This window comes from Algibacter agarivorans, assembly GCF_039543245.1.
Taxonomy (GTDB): Bacteria; Bacteroidota; Bacteroidia; order Flavobacteriales; family Flavobacteriaceae; genus Algibacter_G; species Algibacter_G agarivorans.
In genome coordinates this window covers 39,251-56,515 of record NZ_BAABJJ010000002.1, presented here as the reverse complement: position 1 = coordinate 56,515, position 17,265 = coordinate 39,251, and the positions used below count along the sequence as shown (strand labels likewise).

General features: G+C 32.0%; 18 protein-coding genes. 2 read left to right on the top strand and 16 right to left on the bottom strand.

The window, feature by feature from the left end; genetic code table 11:
* Positions 1–260: 260 nt before the first annotated feature.
* The 3 genes from ABD935_RS01205 to ABD935_RS01195 form a co-directional block, all read right to left on the bottom strand.
* On the bottom strand, positions 261–800 hold the full coding sequence (locus ABD935_RS01205) for a hypothetical protein (protein ID WP_345189676.1): 540 nt from the start codon (positions 798–800) through the stop codon (positions 261–263).
* A gap of 6 nt (positions 801–806) precedes the next feature.
* Positions 807–1,121 (bottom strand): hypothetical protein, encoded by a 315-nt coding sequence (locus ABD935_RS01200; RefSeq protein ID WP_345189674.1) that lies wholly within the window; start codon positions 1,119–1,121, stop codon positions 807–809.
* 128 nt (positions 1,122–1,249) lie between these two features.
* A complete protein-coding gene (locus ABD935_RS01195) occupies positions 1,250–1,834 on the bottom strand; it encodes an RNA polymerase sigma factor (RefSeq protein ID WP_345189670.1) in 585 nt (194 codons plus the stop codon).
* Positions 1,835–2,609: 775 nt separating this feature from the next.
* On the opposite strand from ABD935_RS01195, the gene ABD935_RS01190 reads away from it, so the two are divergent.
* On the top strand, positions 2,610–3,824 hold the full coding sequence (locus ABD935_RS01190) for an RsmB/NOP family class I SAM-dependent RNA methyltransferase (RefSeq protein ID WP_345189668.1): 1,215 nt from the start codon (positions 2,610–2,612) through the stop codon (positions 3,822–3,824).
* Between the two features lie 128 nt (positions 3,825–3,952).
* Here ABD935_RS01190 and ABD935_RS01185 read toward each other — a convergent pair whose 3' ends face one another.
* The 13 genes from ABD935_RS01185 to ABD935_RS01125 all read right to left on the bottom strand — a co-directional run bounded on the left by ABD935_RS01185 (position 3,953) and on the right by ABD935_RS01125 (position 16,442).
* The gene (locus tag ABD935_RS01185) at positions 3,953–4,657 is read right to left on the bottom strand and encodes a response regulator transcription factor (protein WP_345189666.1); all 705 of its coding nucleotides are present in this window, start codon (positions 4,655–4,657) and stop codon (positions 3,953–3,955) included.
* A gap of 2 nt (positions 4,658–4,659) precedes the next feature.
* The gene (locus tag ABD935_RS01180; RefSeq protein ID WP_345189664.1) at positions 4,660–6,192 is read right to left on the bottom strand and encodes a sensor histidine kinase; all 1,533 of its coding nucleotides are present in this window, start codon (positions 6,190–6,192) and stop codon (positions 4,660–4,662) included.
* Between the two features lie 106 nt (positions 6,193–6,298).
* Positions 6,299–6,883 carry a dephospho-CoA kinase gene (gene coaE, locus ABD935_RS01175; RefSeq protein ID WP_345189662.1) on the bottom strand — a complete coding sequence of 195 codons (585 nt, stop codon included), beginning with the start codon at positions 6,881–6,883 and terminating at the stop codon, positions 6,299–6,301.
* On the bottom strand, positions 6,880–7,839 hold the full coding sequence (locus ABD935_RS01170; protein ID WP_345189660.1) for a CdaR family protein: 960 nt from the start codon (positions 7,837–7,839) through the stop codon (positions 6,880–6,882). The genes coaE and ABD935_RS01170 overlap by 4 nt, the downstream gene beginning before the upstream one ends.
* A complete protein-coding gene (locus ABD935_RS01165) occupies positions 7,836–8,843 on the bottom strand; it encodes a glycosyltransferase family 2 protein (protein ID WP_345189658.1) in 1,008 nt (335 codons plus the stop codon). The genes ABD935_RS01170 and ABD935_RS01165 overlap by 4 nt, the downstream gene beginning before the upstream one ends.
* 63 nt (positions 8,844–8,906) lie before the next feature.
* The gene (locus ABD935_RS01160; RefSeq protein WP_345189655.1) at positions 8,907–9,728 is read right to left on the bottom strand and encodes an enoyl-ACP reductase FabI; all 822 of its coding nucleotides are present in this window, start codon (positions 9,726–9,728) and stop codon (positions 8,907–8,909) included.
* Positions 9,729–9,830: 102 nt separating this feature from the next.
* A complete protein-coding gene (gene recN, locus ABD935_RS01155) occupies positions 9,831–11,483 on the bottom strand; it encodes a DNA repair protein RecN (protein ID WP_345189653.1) in 1,653 nt (550 codons plus the stop codon).
* 72 nt (positions 11,484–11,555) lie between these two features.
* On the bottom strand, positions 11,556–12,443 hold the full coding sequence (gene porD / locus ABD935_RS01150; RefSeq protein WP_345189651.1) for a type IX secretion system protein PorD: 888 nt from the start codon (positions 12,441–12,443) through the stop codon (positions 11,556–11,558).
* Positions 12,436–13,647 carry a bifunctional phosphopantothenoylcysteine decarboxylase/phosphopantothenate--cysteine ligase CoaBC gene (coaBC, locus tag ABD935_RS01145; RefSeq protein ID WP_345189649.1) on the bottom strand — a complete coding sequence of 404 codons (1,212 nt, stop codon included), beginning with the start codon at positions 13,645–13,647 and terminating at the stop codon, positions 12,436–12,438. Before coaBC ends, porD begins: the two co-directional genes overlap by 8 nt.
* Positions 13,648–13,737: 90 nt before the next feature.
* Positions 13,738–14,067 carry a DNA-directed RNA polymerase subunit omega gene (locus ABD935_RS01140; protein WP_345189647.1) on the bottom strand — a complete coding sequence of 110 codons (330 nt, stop codon included), beginning with the start codon at positions 14,065–14,067 and terminating at the stop codon, positions 13,738–13,740.
* 11 nt (positions 14,068–14,078) lie between these two features.
* Complete coding sequence (locus ABD935_RS01135; RefSeq protein WP_345189644.1) at positions 14,079–14,918, bottom strand: outer membrane protein assembly factor BamD; 840 nt, start codon at positions 14,916–14,918, stop codon at positions 14,079–14,081.
* A 121-nt stretch (positions 14,919–15,039) separates the two neighbouring features.
* Positions 15,040–15,918: a 4-hydroxy-tetrahydrodipicolinate synthase gene (dapA, locus tag ABD935_RS01130; protein ID WP_345189642.1), complete on the bottom strand. Its 879-nt coding sequence runs from the start codon at positions 15,916–15,918 to the stop codon at positions 15,040–15,042.
* A gap of 5 nt (positions 15,919–15,923) precedes the next feature.
* Complete coding sequence (locus ABD935_RS01125) at positions 15,924–16,442, bottom strand: DUF6913 domain-containing protein (protein ID WP_345189640.1); 519 nt, start codon at positions 16,440–16,442, stop codon at positions 15,924–15,926.
* 125 nt (positions 16,443–16,567) lie between these two features.
* Here ABD935_RS01125 and ABD935_RS01120 point away from each other — a divergent pair, with 125 nt between their 5' ends.
* On the top strand, positions 16,568–17,260 hold the full coding sequence (locus ABD935_RS01120) for a 5'-nucleotidase C-terminal domain-containing protein (protein ID WP_345189638.1): 693 nt from the start codon (positions 16,568–16,570) through the stop codon (positions 17,258–17,260).
* Positions 17,261–17,265 lie beyond the last annotated feature (5 nt).

Sequence of the window (17,265 nt, the reverse complement as noted above, 5' to 3'; positions counted from 1 at the left end):
GTTCAAATGTTGGTGGCTGTTTTCTATAGTCCCTGTTTTCTGATTGTCCAAAAGAACTATTTGAACACATAGTGTTATCCCAAAAACCAATACTGCTGTTTTTAATGTGTTACTTTTCATCTTAAATTTTTTATTGTTATGAACTTTTAGATGTCTTTATATTTTGAAACTTGTGCCTTGTATTGTAAAAAAAAGCATAAAAAAAAGACCCTCAATGTTTTTGAAGGTCTCTTACCAAATTAAATGCTATTTCTAAATTATTACTGTTTTGGTGGTGGCGGTCTGTTTCCATCTCGCTCTCCAAGATGTGGAGGTCTATGGCGATTAGTACCTTCTCTACGTGGTGGCCTTTGATTTCTGTCACCTTTACGAAGTGCATCATTTATTATCTTACTGAATTTTTCTTTTTGTTTATCGTTACACAATTCCTGAACACTTCTAAAATGTCTAAACACTTCTAAGTCCTTTGCCTTTTCTTTTTCACCAATTAGGGTGGCAATAGAATCTATATTTACATTCATTAAAGAAGCATCAGACAAGCCTTTAAACAAGTCGTCTTTTAAAACTCTAATACCTTCAGACAAACCTCGCATGTTTTGATGATGCTCTTTCCCAAGTGCTCTAAATTGTTCTTTTTGTAATTCATCAAACCCAAGTTCCTTTACCAAAAAATTGCCTGGTCGGTTTGATCCTTTAGCATCTTCTTTTTCGCCATTTCCTAAATAATTATAAAGAAAGAAAGCATTCACTATAATTAAAAATATGAGTAAAATGTATAAGAGTAAATTATTTTTCTTCATGACTCATTAATTTAATATTGAAGTGTCATCATCACTTGTTGATAATCCATAAGTCTCAGCAAAATCATTAAGGTTTTCATCATAAGATGACGAATCAATTTGAGTAAACGCCACAACATTTAAAATAACAACACAAACTAAAGTAGCCAGTTGCAATTTTGGCGATAACCAATTCCAAACGTTTACCGTTTCTTCTTTTTCCGTAAATAAATGTTGCATGGTCTTATCCTTAAAAAAAGGAGACACGCTTACGGTTTTAATAGCATCCATAGCACCTAAAGTGTTATCTATTTTGCTTTGTATGTTTTTATTTGTGTCCATTTTACTGTGTTCTATTATTTTAGATGCAATAATTTTAAAAAACTTGCGTTAGTTTTATCTTTTTATTTTTGTTTTTTTCATCTTTAAGGTGTCATCCATTATTTACAAACAGAGCTTCAATTTATATTTCAGGAACGCATTTCATTTTTATAAAAATTTTCTAGAGTATCCTGTAAATTCTTTTTCGCCCTAAACATTAACGACTCTACAGACGATAAACTTTTCTCGGTAATATCGCAAACTTCCTGATAACTCATACCATCCACTTTACTTAACGTAAACACCACTTTCTGAGCTTCTGGCAATTGATTTATGGCCTTAAAAAGTGTTTCACTTCGCTCTTTGTTTTCCAATAAAACCCCAGGATGGTTCATTTCGGTAAAATATTTGGTTTTATCCATCGGGATTTCATTCCCCGTAATAGACTGCAAAAAGGCAAAACGCTTTTTAGTATTCCGCTTTCTAATAAACTCTAAACATTTGTTTGTTGCAATCCTGTAAACCCAAGTAGATAGTTTAGAATGGCCATTAAATTTATTAATAGAATTAAAAACCTCAACAAAAACCTCTTGTGCAATATCCTCAGCATCGGCTTTATTGGGTACAAAAGAAATACAAGTAGCAAACACTTTCTGCTGAAAATCGTCAATTAACTTCCCATACGCATTGGCGTTATGGTTTCTCAATCCCTCAATAAATTCGTTTTCAGTCAAAAATTACAAATCTGGATTAGATTCCCGTCTACTCGGGAATGACAATTTCAATCGAAACACCAAAGCTATGCTTTGATGAAAGCTTTTTCTGTTTAGATGCTATTAAAATTTAAAACTTGCGCTTCAATATTACCAATTTCAAAATTTGTTTTTGGGCGTAACCCAAGGGTCGGGCTTTCACTACTCGCTCCCTCCTATCGTCGGGGAGCTCAAACAAACCGTTCAATCCCTTACGCACTATTCCGCTAAAGTAGGTTTACACCAAAAGCTCCTAACCAATCCGCAAGAGTCAGCAATGTAAAGAAATAACTAATAGAATTGCAGCCAAACCAAGCAAATAGTCAACACCCATTTCCAATGCGGTAGGAATGGTCAATCTACAGAAATAAATAACGAAAAAAGTAATCACGACCCACAGCATCAAGCGCGACGTTTCGAAAGTGCATGGCGTTTTATTGCGGTCATTTCAATACAGAATTGATATAAGCAATTTCATCAGATTGCTATAATTTTTTGGCTTGGTTTATACTGAGCGCAGTCGAAGGGCTTTCAATCAAGTCAAAATGAACATAAAAAAACAAAATCAGGTTCTTGTTATATCGAACGCATGTGGAACATAACATTAGAAAACAACACCTAAATTATGAGATGTCTCCTATCGTCGACATGACAAAAAAGCGTCATTTTACCAAAGAAACTCCACAAACTTTTAAACCCTTAATCAAATAAAAAATTAAACATTTTAAACGTACCTTTGCACCCTTATTTACACACGATGCGATTACACAGAAATTTATGCTTTGCGGTTATTGATGGTTTAACCCTAATTTTTAACGAAGGCAAGTATGCCGATAAAGTTATACAACAACTATTAAAACGGGATAAACGTTGGGGAGCAAGAGACCGAGGTTTTGTTGCCGAAACCACTTATGAAATGGTACGTTGGAAACGCCTTTATGCTGAAATTGCAGAAGTTAAAGAACCTTTTGATCGCGATAACCTGTGGCGTATGTTTGCTGTTTGGGCAACACTAAAAGGCATTAAATTACCAGATTGGAAATATTTTGAAGGCACACCTTTACGAAAAATTAAAGGACGTTATGATGAACTTTCAAAAATTAGAAAATTCAAAGAATCCATTCCCGATTGGATGGATGAAATAGGTAGAAAAGAATTAGGCGATGCTATTTGGGGCAAAGAAATTGCCGCATTAAACCAACAAGCCGATGTTATTTTAAGAGTAAACACCCTCAAAACAACCAAAGAAAAACTTCAAACTGAATTATTCGATTTAGATATTGAAACCGAATTTGTAGCTAACCACCCTAGTGCGCTAAAATTAAGAGAACGTGCTAATGTTTTTAGCACAGAGAATTTTAAAAAAGGACACTTTGAAGTTCAAGATGCTAATTCACAATTAGTAGCAGAGTTTTTAAATGTAGAACCTGGCATGCGCGTTGTTGATGCTTGTGCAGGAGCTGGCGGAAAAACATTGCATTTGGCGGCATTAATGGAGAACAAAGGGCAAATTATAGCCATGGATATTTATGAAAATAAATTAAATGAACTGAAAAGACGCGCCAAACGAAACGGTGCTCATAATATTGAAAACCGAGTTATTGATTCTACCAAACCCATTAAAAAACTTTACGATAAAGCCGACCGTGTTTTAATTGATGCCCCATGTTCTGGACTTGGTGTTTTACGAAGAAATCCGGATGCCAAATGGAAACTCCAACCAGAATTTATTGATAAAATTAAGATAACACAACAAGAGATTTTACAACAATACTCAAGAATGGTTAAAGCTGGCGGGCAAATGGTTTATGCAACTTGTTCGGTATTACCTTCTGAAAACCAAGAACAAGTTAAAACCTTTTTAGAGTCTGAAGCTGGGGCTAACTTCTCGCTTGTAAAAGATAAAAAACTATTATCGCATAAATCCGGTTTCGATGGATTTTATATGGCGTTGTTAGAAAGAAAAGCTTAAGTCATAGTTTTGATTTTGTCATTCTTTCCAATAGCTATCGGGATTCCATTCGGTTTGTATTTACTAAATCTACATATAAAAAAATCCAGCTCGTGCTGGATTTTTTTATATCAAAATATTCTAATTGTTTAGCTATTTACAACAAGCCTAAAGCCTTCGCCATGTATATTAAGTATTTCAACTTTCGGATCTAATTTTAAATACTTACGCAGTTTTGCAATATATACATCCATACTTCTTGATGTAAAGTAATTATCGTCTCGCCATATTTTAGTTAATGCTAATTCACGAGGCATTAAATCATTTTCATGTAATGCCAATAAACGTAATAACTCGTTTTCTTTTGGTGATAGTTTAACTGGATTTTCACCATCAAACTTCAAAAAACGTAATTTAGAATTTAAATCGAAACGTCCAATTTTAAATTCAAATTGTTTACTATCAGAAATGGTTTCAGTAGCTTTACGTTGTATAATAGCTTTTATTTTCATTAATAGCACTTCACTATCAAAAGGTTTATTTAAATAATCATCGGCTCCAACTTTATAGCCTTTTAAAACATCCTCTTTCATGGTTTTGGCCGTTAAGAAAACAATAGGAACGTCCGTATTTTTCTCTCTAATTTCTTTAGCTAAGGTAAACCCATCTTTATAAGGCATCATAACATCTAAGATGCATAAATCGAAATCGTCTTTCTTAAATTTCTCAAAACCTTCCATGCCATTTTTGGCGTGTGTAACGTCGTAATCATTCATCATTAAATAATCCTTAAGAACGGTTCCGAAATTAGGATCGTCTTCTACTAATAATATTCGTTTTTTGTGCTCTTCCATAATTATGATATTAACGGAAGCTTTATAATAAAAGTGCTTCCTTTGTCTTTTTCTGATTCTACTGATACATGACCTTGATGGTCCTCTACAATTCTTTTAACATAAGCCAAACCTAAGCCATGACCTTTAACGTTATGAATATTACCCGTATGTTCTCTATAAAATTTTTCGAACACTTTTTTGGCTGCCGCTTTACTCATGCCACTACCATGATCTTTAATTTTCAATAAAATAGTAGTTCCTACATTTTCTGTATATACCTCTATTTTTGGTGCATTTGGAGAATACTTAATAGCATTATCCAGAATATTTACTATAACATTAGTAAAGTGCGTTTCATTAGCCAAAACCGTTGATTGTTCGGCATCAAAAAAGGTTTTGATATAGCCTTGCCTATCTTCTACTAAAAGCTGAACATGCGTCATAGCATCTTCAACTAAGTCGTGTAATTCTACTCTATCCTTACTAATATTGAGCTCGTTCTTTTCTAATTTAGATATCCTTAATACGTTTTCAACCTGTGCATGCATGCGTTTGTTCTCTTCCTTTATCATTCTAAGATAGCGTAATACTTTATCCTTATCATCAATTACCTTAGGATTTCTAATGGCATCTAAGGCCAAATTTATCGTTGCAATCGGCGTTTTAAATTCATGCGTCATATTATTAATGAAATCCGTTTTTATTTCCGAAATCTTACGCTGCTTAACCAATTGAAACAAGGCACTTGAATACGCCAATATAATAATTAATGTAAATACAATAGACAACAAAATCATACCTATAATACCAGATAATATAAACTTTCTATCATCAGGAAAATTTACCAAAAGCTTATATAGACTTTGGTTGTTTTCATCATAAAAAATAGGCACACTAAAGGTAGATTTTACATCATTTTCAAAATTATCACTTCTCACTTTTGTTGCTAGGTCGTGACTATAAATAGCGAATTCAAAATCGATATCAATACCATCTTTTGCAAGCTTTTCAGATAATAAATCTCTGATTTCTTTTTTTGAAACACGCTTATGTACAGGTTTTCCTTTTGAAATCTCCTTAAAACTTTTCTCAAAACTTAATCGTTGAGCATCATCTATACTGCCGTCTCTAATAATTTTTGAAATAGGACTCTTTATTTCTTTTTCTGAGAGTTCACTATTACTATAAATCTCGGCGGTAGAACTTCCAATAATATTCTTAATATCAATGCTATCTAAACCAATGTCAAAGAGCGAAGAAGATAGTTTATAGTTTTCTTCTAAAACATTACTTCTATAAATGAGCGTTTCTTTCGTGCTATTATTTTTCTGGTATATTAATAATTGCGAAACAGCCTCTTCATCTACTTTCTTATCCTTGTCCCAACTAAAATACTCAGCAAAATATTTTTCAGATTCGTTGTTTTCAATGGTATTAGAAACGTAATTTAAAGTTTTAACAACATTAAATTTGAAACGCTCCTTTTCGTTGTTTACCGAATCATTAATGTAATAAGCTTGAATAAATATAATACCAATAAGAGATAAGCTCATTAGTATTATTAATAGGATGAATATTCTTTTGCTCATCATTCAAAATTAACATTTTAACATTTAGCAAACTTCCCTTTTAACCTTACATTAACAAAAATGTTAAATTTTAAGATTTATTGGTTATTTCTTGATGAATATGAAGCACTTGCTCTTTAGTTTTTTGGAGAGATACATTATCAATAACAAAGTCCGAAAGCGCAATTTTTTCAGCATCTGACCATTGATTTTTCATAATGGCTTCTATATTTTCTTTTGAAGTATTATCGCGCTCTAACAAGCGTTTTATTCTTAACGCTTTAGGAGCAGTAACCGTAATTACGTAATCGCAATCTTTATGTCCGTCATTTTCGAATAGAATGGCAACTTCTTTAATAACATAGGGCACATCTTGTTTCAATACCCATTTTTTAAAATGTTTGGCAACTCTTGGATGCACTATAGCATTCATTTTTTGCAAATATGCTTTATCATTGAAGATAATATTAGCAATAAAAGGTTTGTTTAATTCGCCATCAATATAAGCTTTATCCCCAAATAATTGGATGAGTTTTCGCTTGATGATTTTTGATTTACGCATGAGTTTTTTAGCTTCTTCATCAGCTATATAGACAGGAACCCCTAAAGCTTTAAATGCTTTTGCTACGGTTGTTTTACCGCTCCCTATACCTCCTGTAAGCCCTACAATAATCATTTTGTAATTATGAATTCAATACGTTGCTGACTAATTTTTGCGTTTTTCACGTCTTCTGGAACTTTAACCAATTCTGGAACTAAAAAAGACTGATCTTCATTGGTTTTTGTATAATCACAAATCACTTTAAAATCTTTTTTTGTAATACTTTTAAAATCACTTAAACTTACATAATAGGAAACGCTTACTTCTTTTGGAAAGTACTTTAATTTTATATCCTTTGGCGGATTAACAATGCTAACAGGAATCTTTAAAGTACCCTCAGTAAACTTTTCTACTTTAGCTTTTAAAACAACTTTTCTGTTAGAAAATTTTAAATCTGAGTTATCCTCAGGCAATTTAAGGTTTATGGTTTCTGATACATCAGCTCTAACGTCATTTAGAACAACCGATTCTGTTTCTATAAAATTAATTTTTGATACTAGAATATTTGGCCCTATAATATTGACTGAATCTGGAACAGAAACTAATGCACTAGACATATCGTAACCTGGATTAAAATTTACAGTGGTATTTAACTTAACAGGTACTTTTTTTACCAAATGCACTCCATATCTAAATGTTAATGTATCTGGCGATAAATTTAGCAGCTCTACTTGCTTGTCAAATTGTGTATTACCCAAATAGGCTTTAGATTTGTTCCAAACAAAAACAGCATCTTTTTTATAAACGTCCTTACTAAAATCTATCTTGATTTTTGGTGTAGAAACGTAATATTTAAGCCATTTAAAACCATGTGTTTTTAATGTGATATTTAGTTTTACTGAATCATTTAAAATAATATTTTCTTGTGGAACATTTAGCTTTTCAATATCAAAAGCCAAGGTGTTCGTATATTCTTTAGATAGTTTTGTAAACAATAAAATAATAAAGGCAAACAGCAGAAACAAAAAGAATACATTGATTCTTTTATTTTTAATAGAAGTTAATATTTCTGATTTAATTTTTTTTATCATTTTGATTTAAAAAATAATTGTGGAAAATATGCTTCTGGATCTTTATTCAACATTGAAACTACAAGGGTAGATTTTAGAAATCCATAACCATATCCGAAAAATTGTACTAAAATTGCGGGTATAGCCAAAACGGAAACCATGACGTTTTTAGTGCTGATTACAGCCCATATAAGTGCTATTGCAAAGTACAATATATAGCCCATTAATAGTGCTTTAAAATTAAGAAACCACAGCAATACCGAAACTAATAAGCCTAAACTAAAAAGCGTTGGGAACCAATAGGTTATTTTTTTTGTTGAAGGATGCCATGCATTTAAAATAGGACGAACCAACCCAAATTTATTGACTTGTTTATAAAAATTTTGCCAAGAAATACGGCGTTTATGATATACAAATGCTTCTGGTATGAGTTTCGTTTTATAACCTAAACCCCAAAGCCTGATTGACAAATCTGGATCTTCTCCAGGGTGAATACGTCCAAAACCTTTTGAAGCTATAAAAGCTTCTTTTGAAAGCCCCATATTAAAGCTTCTTGGCTGAAAGGTATCTACACTTTTTTTATGACCTCTAATACCGCCAGTAGTAATAAATGAAGTCATTGAAAAATTAATGGCTTTTTGAAGATTTGTGAATGATTCGTGAGCTTCATCTGGCCCTCCAAAACAATCTACATAATGTTCTTTAAGACTTCTTTTAACTTCCTTTAAATACTGTTTAGGCAAAATACAATCGGAATCTAAAATAATAAAATAGTTTCCTTTAGCATGTTGCATACCATAGTTTCTAGAATCTCCAGGCCCTGAATTTTCTTTAAAAAAGTAAGATATATTCAGATTACTTTCAAAACTACCTACCACTGCTTTTGATGTTAGATTAGAGCCATCTTCAACAATAACTACTTCAAAAGGAATATCACCTTCCAAAGCTTCAAAACTCTGTAAAAGTTCTTGTATTTCGTCCGGACGATTATAAACAGGAATGATAAATGAAAACTCTAATATCATAACACAAAAGTAACAAAAAAGCCACCGTTTTACAGGTGGCTCTTTCTCAATATAAATTTATTTTTAGTCTTCTTCATTCATGAAGGTACTCATTACTGCATCACTAACACCCATATTACTAAAACCTCCATCATGGAATAAGTTCTGTAAAGTTACTCGCTTAGTTAGGTCACTAAACAAAGACACCGTATAATTTGCACAATCTAAAGCTGTGGCATTACCAAGTGGCGACATTTTATCTGCGTAAGCAATAAAACCATCAAATCCTTTTACACCACTACCAGCAGTTGTTGGAGTTGGAGATTGCGAAATGGTATTTACACGTACATTCTTATCACGACCAAAGAAATAGCCAAAACTACGAGCTATACTCTCTAAATAAGCTTTATTATCTGCCATATCATTATAATCGGGAAATACGCGTTGCGCTGCCATATAGGTTAAAGCAACAATGCTTCCCCACTCGTTCATAGCATCAGATTTGTATAAAGTTTGCATGAGTTTATGAAAAGACATAGCAGAAACATCAGTTCCTTTTTGTGTCCATTCATAATTTTGATCGGTATAATGTTTTCCTTTTCTAACGTTTATAGACATCCCGATTGAATGCAATACAAAATCAATTTTCCCACCTAAAATTTCCTGAGATTTATCAATTAAATTTTGTAAATCCTCAAGAGATGTAGCATCGGCAGGAATAATTTGAGAACCCGTTTTTTCTGCAAGCTCATTAATTTGTCCCATTCGCATAGCAACAGGTGCATTGGTTAGTACAAATTGACCTCCTTCTTCATGAACGCGTTCTGCGGTTTTCCAAGCAATTGAGTTAGAATCTAATGCTCCGAAAATGATTCCCCTTTTTCCTTTTAGTAAATTGTATGACATATGAGATTGTTGTTTATTTATTGGTTGTTAAGATAGTTAATTTATACTTTCTGGTGCCAAATTTAAAAAACTTTAAACGTTAATCCTTAATCTTTTAAACTTTTAATTCAGTAATTCTTTCGCATGCGCTATTGCCGATGTTGACATTTCTGTGCCACCTAGCATTTGTGCAATCTCTACAATACGCTCGTCATGATTTAATTTTATCAAATTGGTTTGTGTAACCTCATTAATATCTTCTTTATATACTTTAAAATGCGAATGGCCTTTTGCTGCAATTTGAGGTAAATGCGTAATAGAAAACACTTGCATGGTTTTACTCATTTGAAGCATAATATCTCCCATTTTATTTGATATTTCGCCAGAAACACCTGTATCAATTTCATCAAACATAATGGTTGGCATTTGAATGTATCTTGCTAAAACGGATTTTATAGCCAACATGATTCTTGATAATTCTCCACCTGAAGCTGCTTTTTTAAGTTCATTAAAGTTTCCGCCTTTATTAGCTGAAAACAAAAAGGATAATTCATCTTTTCCATTGGTAAAAAACGCATCGCTATAGATTGCATCTATTTCAAACTGTGCATTTGGCATCCCTAAACTGCTTAAAATAGTTTCGAGCTGTTCCTTTAATTGCGGAATAACGTCATTACGCTTTTTATGAATAACTTGTGATATTTTATTTAACTCGCTTTCTTTTAAAACTATATCTTCTTGCTTTTTTAGAATGGTATCATCCAGATTTTCAGTGATGGCAACTTTTTCTTCAAGCTGATTCTTAATGTTGATTAATTCTGATACATCAGATGAAATATGTTTTTGCATTAAATTATGCAACACTTTCAATTTAGAATCCACTGCTCCTAGCCTACTTGGATCTGCTTCTAGATGATTTTGCAATTCATTTATCTCACTAAAAACATCATCCATTTCAATTAAACTACTATTGGCTCTATTAAATACCTCTTCGTATTTTGATGAAAACCCAGATAATTTTTGAAGTGCATTTTTTAATGACGTCAGTTTTGATAAAATCCCAAATTCTTCTTCACTTAATAATTCATAGCCTTCAGCAAGTTTTTCTTGAATACCTTCCATGTTGTTTAAGGTTTCGTATTCTTCTTCTAAAATTTCCAATTCACCTTCAACTAAATTAGCTTCGACCAACTCATTTAATAAAAATGAATTATAATCATGTTCTTTAATAGCTTCGGCTTGAAAATCTAAAAGATCTTTAAGTTCCTTTTGAAGGTTTTTGTAACTTTTTAGTGCTTTCTTGTATTTTTGAAGTTCATCTTCATTATTTGCTAAAGCATCAATAACTTGAAACTGAAAGGCGTTACTTGTAAGCTGTAAGGTTTGATGCTGAGAGTGAATATCAATTAACCGTTCTCCTAATAACTGTAAACTATTTAAGTTTACTGGAGAATCGTTTACAAATGCCCTTGATTTCCCCGAAGGCAATATCTCTCTTCGGATTATAGTTTGCGCTTCATAATCAAAATCTTCTTCTACAAATAGTGATTTTAAATTATAGTTTGAAACATTAAAAACAGCCTCTATAATGCATTTTTGAGTGGCATCTTTTAAACTATTTAAATCTGCTCGCTTACCTAGAATTAAAGATAATCCACCTAATAATATTGATTTTCCTGCCCCTGTTTCACCTGTAATTATTGAAAAACCATCATTAAAATTGACATGTAGATTATCAATTAAGGCATAGTTTTTTATGGAAAGTGAGGTTAGCATATTTTCAGTTTTCAGTCGCAGTCGCAGTTTTCAGTTTTCAGTCGCAGTTTTCCGTATTCGGTTATAAACCTTTTAGAATTTAATATTTTGCCATTTACTACTGTGCATAGGCGCCACTTTTTGAAGCGTTTCTTTAACACTTGCTATGTTCACATTGGGTCCATCAGTAAATATTTGCTCAATCTCGTCTGCTTTTGCATCAAAAAAAGTACGCAATAAAAAGGAATTAGGTCTACGGCTATTCATGGATTGAAACGTCTTTAGAGCTGATGCTATTTCATCCTTTCCCTTCTTAACATTCTCACTCATAACATCCAATCCGTTTCTATGATAATTATACATGACTTCTCGAAACTCTTTATAAGTAGGCGATAACATATTATCTATAAGTGCAAATCTACTCTGTAAACCGTCTTCTAATTTCCACCCTTTAAAATTACCTTGTTGTGAATAATTAGTAATTACTTGAGCCTGTTTATAATATTCATCTCCTCCTTTTTCGGAAAAAGAATCCGCATCTAAAGCTATAACCATATTAATATGAAAAGCTAAAACGGATACTAAATTGGATTCAAACTGTGAAGGATTATAAATTAAATTTTGGAATTCAAGATATCGAAAATTAAAATCTTTGTCATTAAAATTATAAATAGGCGTGCTAAACGACGACCCATAAACAGGACGAGAAGACTGTACTTGTATAGACGCTTGAAATGATTCGCCACTATAACTGTTAACATTTATAACCATACTACAATCTATGCGCTCTTGTGCTTTAAATGTTTTTTTAGTCCATTTGGTATTGTTTACGAACTCATTAAGTTGTTTTTCTAGTGTTTTAAAAATAGGAAAGTTTTCATTTCCCGTTTGCTGGGCATTAACAACAACACTACAATTCAATTCTTGAGAAAACCCCTTGAATACAAAGCAAAATATAAATACAACTAGAATGTTACGCATCAATTTGTGATATAATTTTATTTAATAAATCTTCAGCAACTTCTGCTTTAGACTTTAATTGAAACTCGGTAACGGCATCTTGATCGTCAATAAAAGTAACCTTGTTAGTATCACTTTTAAAACCAGCACCTTTATCATTTAACGAATTTAACACAATTAAATTTAAATTCTTTCTTTTTAATTTTCCTTTTGCGTTTTCAAGTTCGTTATTGGTTTCTAAAGCAAACCCAACCAAATATTGTTGTTTTTTAATGTCTCCTAAAGACGCTAAGATATCTTTTGTTTTTTCTAACTCTAAAGTTAACGTAGATGTTTTCTTTTTTATTTTCTGTGTAGCGACTTCTTTCGGTTTATAATCAGCAACTGCTGCAGAAAGTATGGCAATATCTACAGTCTCAAAATAGTTATGCACTTGATCATACATCTCTTGCGCATTAGTTACTGGAATTACTTTAATTAAGCTATGCACTGCTTTTTGGTGTGTTGGTCCAGAAATCAAAATAACCTCAGCACCAAAATTTGCTGCTGCTTTAGCAATTTCAAAACCCATTTTTCCGCTAGAATGATTCCCTATAAAACGTACTGGATCAATAGCTTCATAAGTTGGGCCTGCTGTAATCAATACTTTTTTACCACGAAGCGGAAGTTTTCCTAAAACATCATTTTCTATAAAAGCAACAATATCTTCAGGTTCAGCCATTCTGCCATCACCAACTAATCCACTTGCTAATTCTCCACTAGCCGCAGGAATCATAATATTACCGAAAGATTCAAGTTTTTGAAAAGATTGCAATGTGGAAGGATGCTTGTACATATCTAAATCCATGGCTGGTGCAAAATATACAGGACATTTTGCAGACAGATAAGTAGCTAATAACAAATTATCGCTAGTACCATTTACCATTTTAGATAACGTATTTGCTGTTGCTGGCGCAATAACAAAAACATCTGCCCACAAGCCTAAATCTACATGACTGTTCCAAACAGCATTATCATCTTCTTCATTTATAAAAGATGAATGAACGGGATGTTTAGAAAGTGTTGATAAAGTTAAAGGTGTTATAAAATCTTTAGCAGAAGGCGTCATAACTACTTTTACGTTAGCACCCGATTTTACAAACAACCTAACTAAAGACCCAGTTTTGTATGCGGCAATGCCAGCAGTTATGCCTAGTAGTATATTTTTTCCGCTTAATATGCTCATAAAAAAGCTTGTGATTAATAACGAAATAAACTCCAAAGCCATTTATTAAAACGGTTTTGGAGTTTATAAAATGGTGCTTAAATTTAGAAATTATTCCTGAGAACCTTCCTCTGTATTTCTAAAATATATTTTATCTGTTAACCATTCTTGAACGGCTAATGAATGAGGCTTTGGCAATTTTTCGTAAAATTTAGAAACCTCGATTTGCTCTTTGTTTTCAAAGATTTCTTCAAGACTATCGTTATAAGTCGCAAATTCTTCTAACTTATCGATTAGTTCTTTCTTTATCTCTGTGTTAATTTGCTCTGCACGTCTTGCAATGATAGAAATTGACTCATAGATATTTTCTGTTGGCTCATCTATCTGATTTCTGTCGTACGTTACCGTATTAACTGGAGCATTGGTTTTTTTTAAATCCATTGTGATATTATTTAACTTTTTGTGCTGTAATTTTTTAATTCTTCTTCTATAGCAACTGCCATACTATTTACATCTTTAATATACTTAGAATTGACAAAAGAACTTTTGAATATATCAGAATATTCCTTTGCCGTTTCAAGACGTTGCTTTTTTAAATTTACTATTCCGAATTGTAATGTTTTTTTTAATTCCACACTGTTCATAGCTAGCTTATATGCAGAATCCAATCTATAAAACAAAGCATCTTCACGTAGTGATGAACCTGGGAATTCAAATATAAAATTATCAAACGACCTTACAGAAGCTGGATAGTCTGATATTTGGTTATACTGTTTTGCTATACTATAGGACTTTTTTTCAAGCTTAAAATCTAACTCTTGTACTAATTTACTAGCTTCAGTGGCATATTCAGAATCCGGATAAACATTAATAAACTCTTGAAGTTTTTCAATAGCTTCTTTAGTTTCAGTTTGGTCTTTAGTATATACTGGTGACAGCATATAAGAACTTTTTGCGCTTAAAAAAGATGCTTCTTCTAACTTCTCACTTTTAGGATAACTTGCTGCAAAACGCTCAAACTGATATCCCGAAACATAGTAATCACCCATTTTATAAAATGAATTAGAATACAAGTACATGAGTTTTTCAGCTTGTGGTTTCCCTCTGTAATTTGGTACAATTTGAGCAAAAAGCCTATTCGCTTTTTCAAATTTACCCTCTTCATATAGGGTTTCTCCCATTTTAAACTTTTCTGCAATAGCCCCTTCTCCATCAGCTTTTAAAGCCTTTTGATACTCGCTACAGCTATTTAAAACAGTAAATACTAATAATATGTAAAAAAATTTGTTCATAGATTTTTAATACAGCATGCAAAAATACGCTATTAATATGGATTTTAAAAATATTATTTTGAGGCTAAAATAACGGCTTAAAGTCAGCAATCATAAGGTTTAAGTAATATTTAACAGGCTCTTAAAAATTATTTACAAAATCTGCAATCTTTTGTTTTAATTGATTTGATGCTGGAACTAATGGCAATCGAACGGTGTCTTGGCACAATTTTAAAGCTTCAAAAACCGCTTTAATTCCCGCTGGATTATTTTCTTCAAAAATATAACTAATAACATCCATTAACTTAAAATGAAGTTTATATGCCTCTTTAGCATTACCCTTTAATCCTAAACGAATCATATTAGAAAACGCCTCAGGAAACCCTTGTCCTATTACAGAAATAACACCTGCCCCACCTGCTAAAACAACTCCCAAAGCTAAATCATCATCGCCAGAAATTACTAAAAAATCTTCTGGTTTATTCTTTATCAACTCTAGATATTGCGACATATTATTTCCAGCCTCTTTAACAGCAATAACGTTTTTAAAATCGTTTGCCAGCCTTAAAGTTGTTTCCACCTCAACATTCTTTGAAGTACGTCCAGGCACATTGTATAAAATGATATCAACAGGCGACACCTCTGCAATGGCCTTGAAATGCTGATAAACACCTTCTTGTGTTGGTTTACTATAATATGGCGACACCGATAAAATAGCATCTATTTTACTCAAATCAGTTGATTTTATTTCTTCAATTACTTGAGTCGTATTATTACCTCCAATACCTAATACCATAGGCACTCTTCCGTTATTAGCTTTAGAAATAGTTGCAACAACTTCCTTTTTTTCTTGTTTTGTAAGTGTTACGTTTTCTCCAGTTGTACCACAAATCACAAGGTACTCCGTACCACTATCAATATTATAATTTACAATATTGGCTAAGGCCTCATGATCTATACTTAAATCTACCTTAAAAGGGGTTACCAATGCCACTCCAGTTCCTAGAAACTTATTATTCATTTTTACTATATTTTATTTAATATATTTAGGTACTTAAAAACTTCTTTTTTAAATATTTCAAACTGTTTTAGACTGGTTTTAATAATCAAATCGTTTAAACGTTCATCTGTTTGCAAAATGCCTATTTTAAATTTTGCTTTTGACTTAGCGGTCATCAATTTTAATTCTAAAACATCTTTTTCATAATAACTAATCAGAATATCAAACGGGACATCCAAAAACTCTTGTAAATCAGCGTTTTTAATTTTTCCGTTCCAACCAAAATCTTTTAAGTTATAACACTCATCCCACGCATATATATCGCCTTTCTTACTTTCAGAAAATGCAATAATCTTTAATTTATTTGGTCTAACTTTTATGAAATCCGATAGTTTTCGAAATGATTCAAAATCATGAATTTCATCAATATTAAAGATAATTCCTAAACTTATTAACTTGTCATCGTTAACATTTACCTGTCTTTCAGACAACAATTTGTTTAAGTACTTTTTATTAGATTTTTCTTTAAAACCCTTTAAAATCATTTATCTTTATGCTTTGCGCAAAGGTAACAAAAGTACGTTCAAATTTTCTTTTTTATATTATGAGGTTTACACATTTATTTATTTTGTTAAATATTTTTGTTTTTTCGAGTTGTAAAAACCAAAAAATGGAGCTTTCAAAAATCGAAGGAAAGCAAATTCAGATTACAGACACACTTGCTATAGACCCTGAAATAGAGACTTTCATTAAACCCTTCAGAGATCATATCCAGAAAGATTTAGATAGTGTTTTAGCCTATGCCGTTGATACCTATTCAAAAACTGATGGCGAATTTAATACGGCTTTAGGAAATTTTATGGCTGATGCTGTTTATGATGAAGCCAATCCTATTTTTAATGGCAGAACAGAAAAAAACATTGATATGGTGCTGCTTAATTACGGTAGTATTCGGTCTATTTTACCAAAAGGACATATTACCAAAAGAACCGCTTTTAAGTTGATGCCTTTTGAAAACAGTATTGTTGTAGTTGCTTTAAAAAGCGCTCAAATTAATCAATTAATCAACTATTTAAGTAGAGCAAAAAGAGCGCATCCCATATCTAAACTTAAGCTTACCTTGGATAAAGATTTTAAAATTGTTGACGCCAAAATAAAAGGGAAGCCCATAGACTTAAACAGAACCTATTATGTAGCCACCAATGATTATTTGTACAATGGTGGTGATAACATGAGTTTTTTTAAAACAAATGATAGCCTTTATGTTTTAAATTATAAAATTAGAAATGCTTTAATAGATCATTTTATAAAAGCCGATACTATTAATCCCGTTAGAGACGATAGATTTACTCAAATTCATTAAAATGC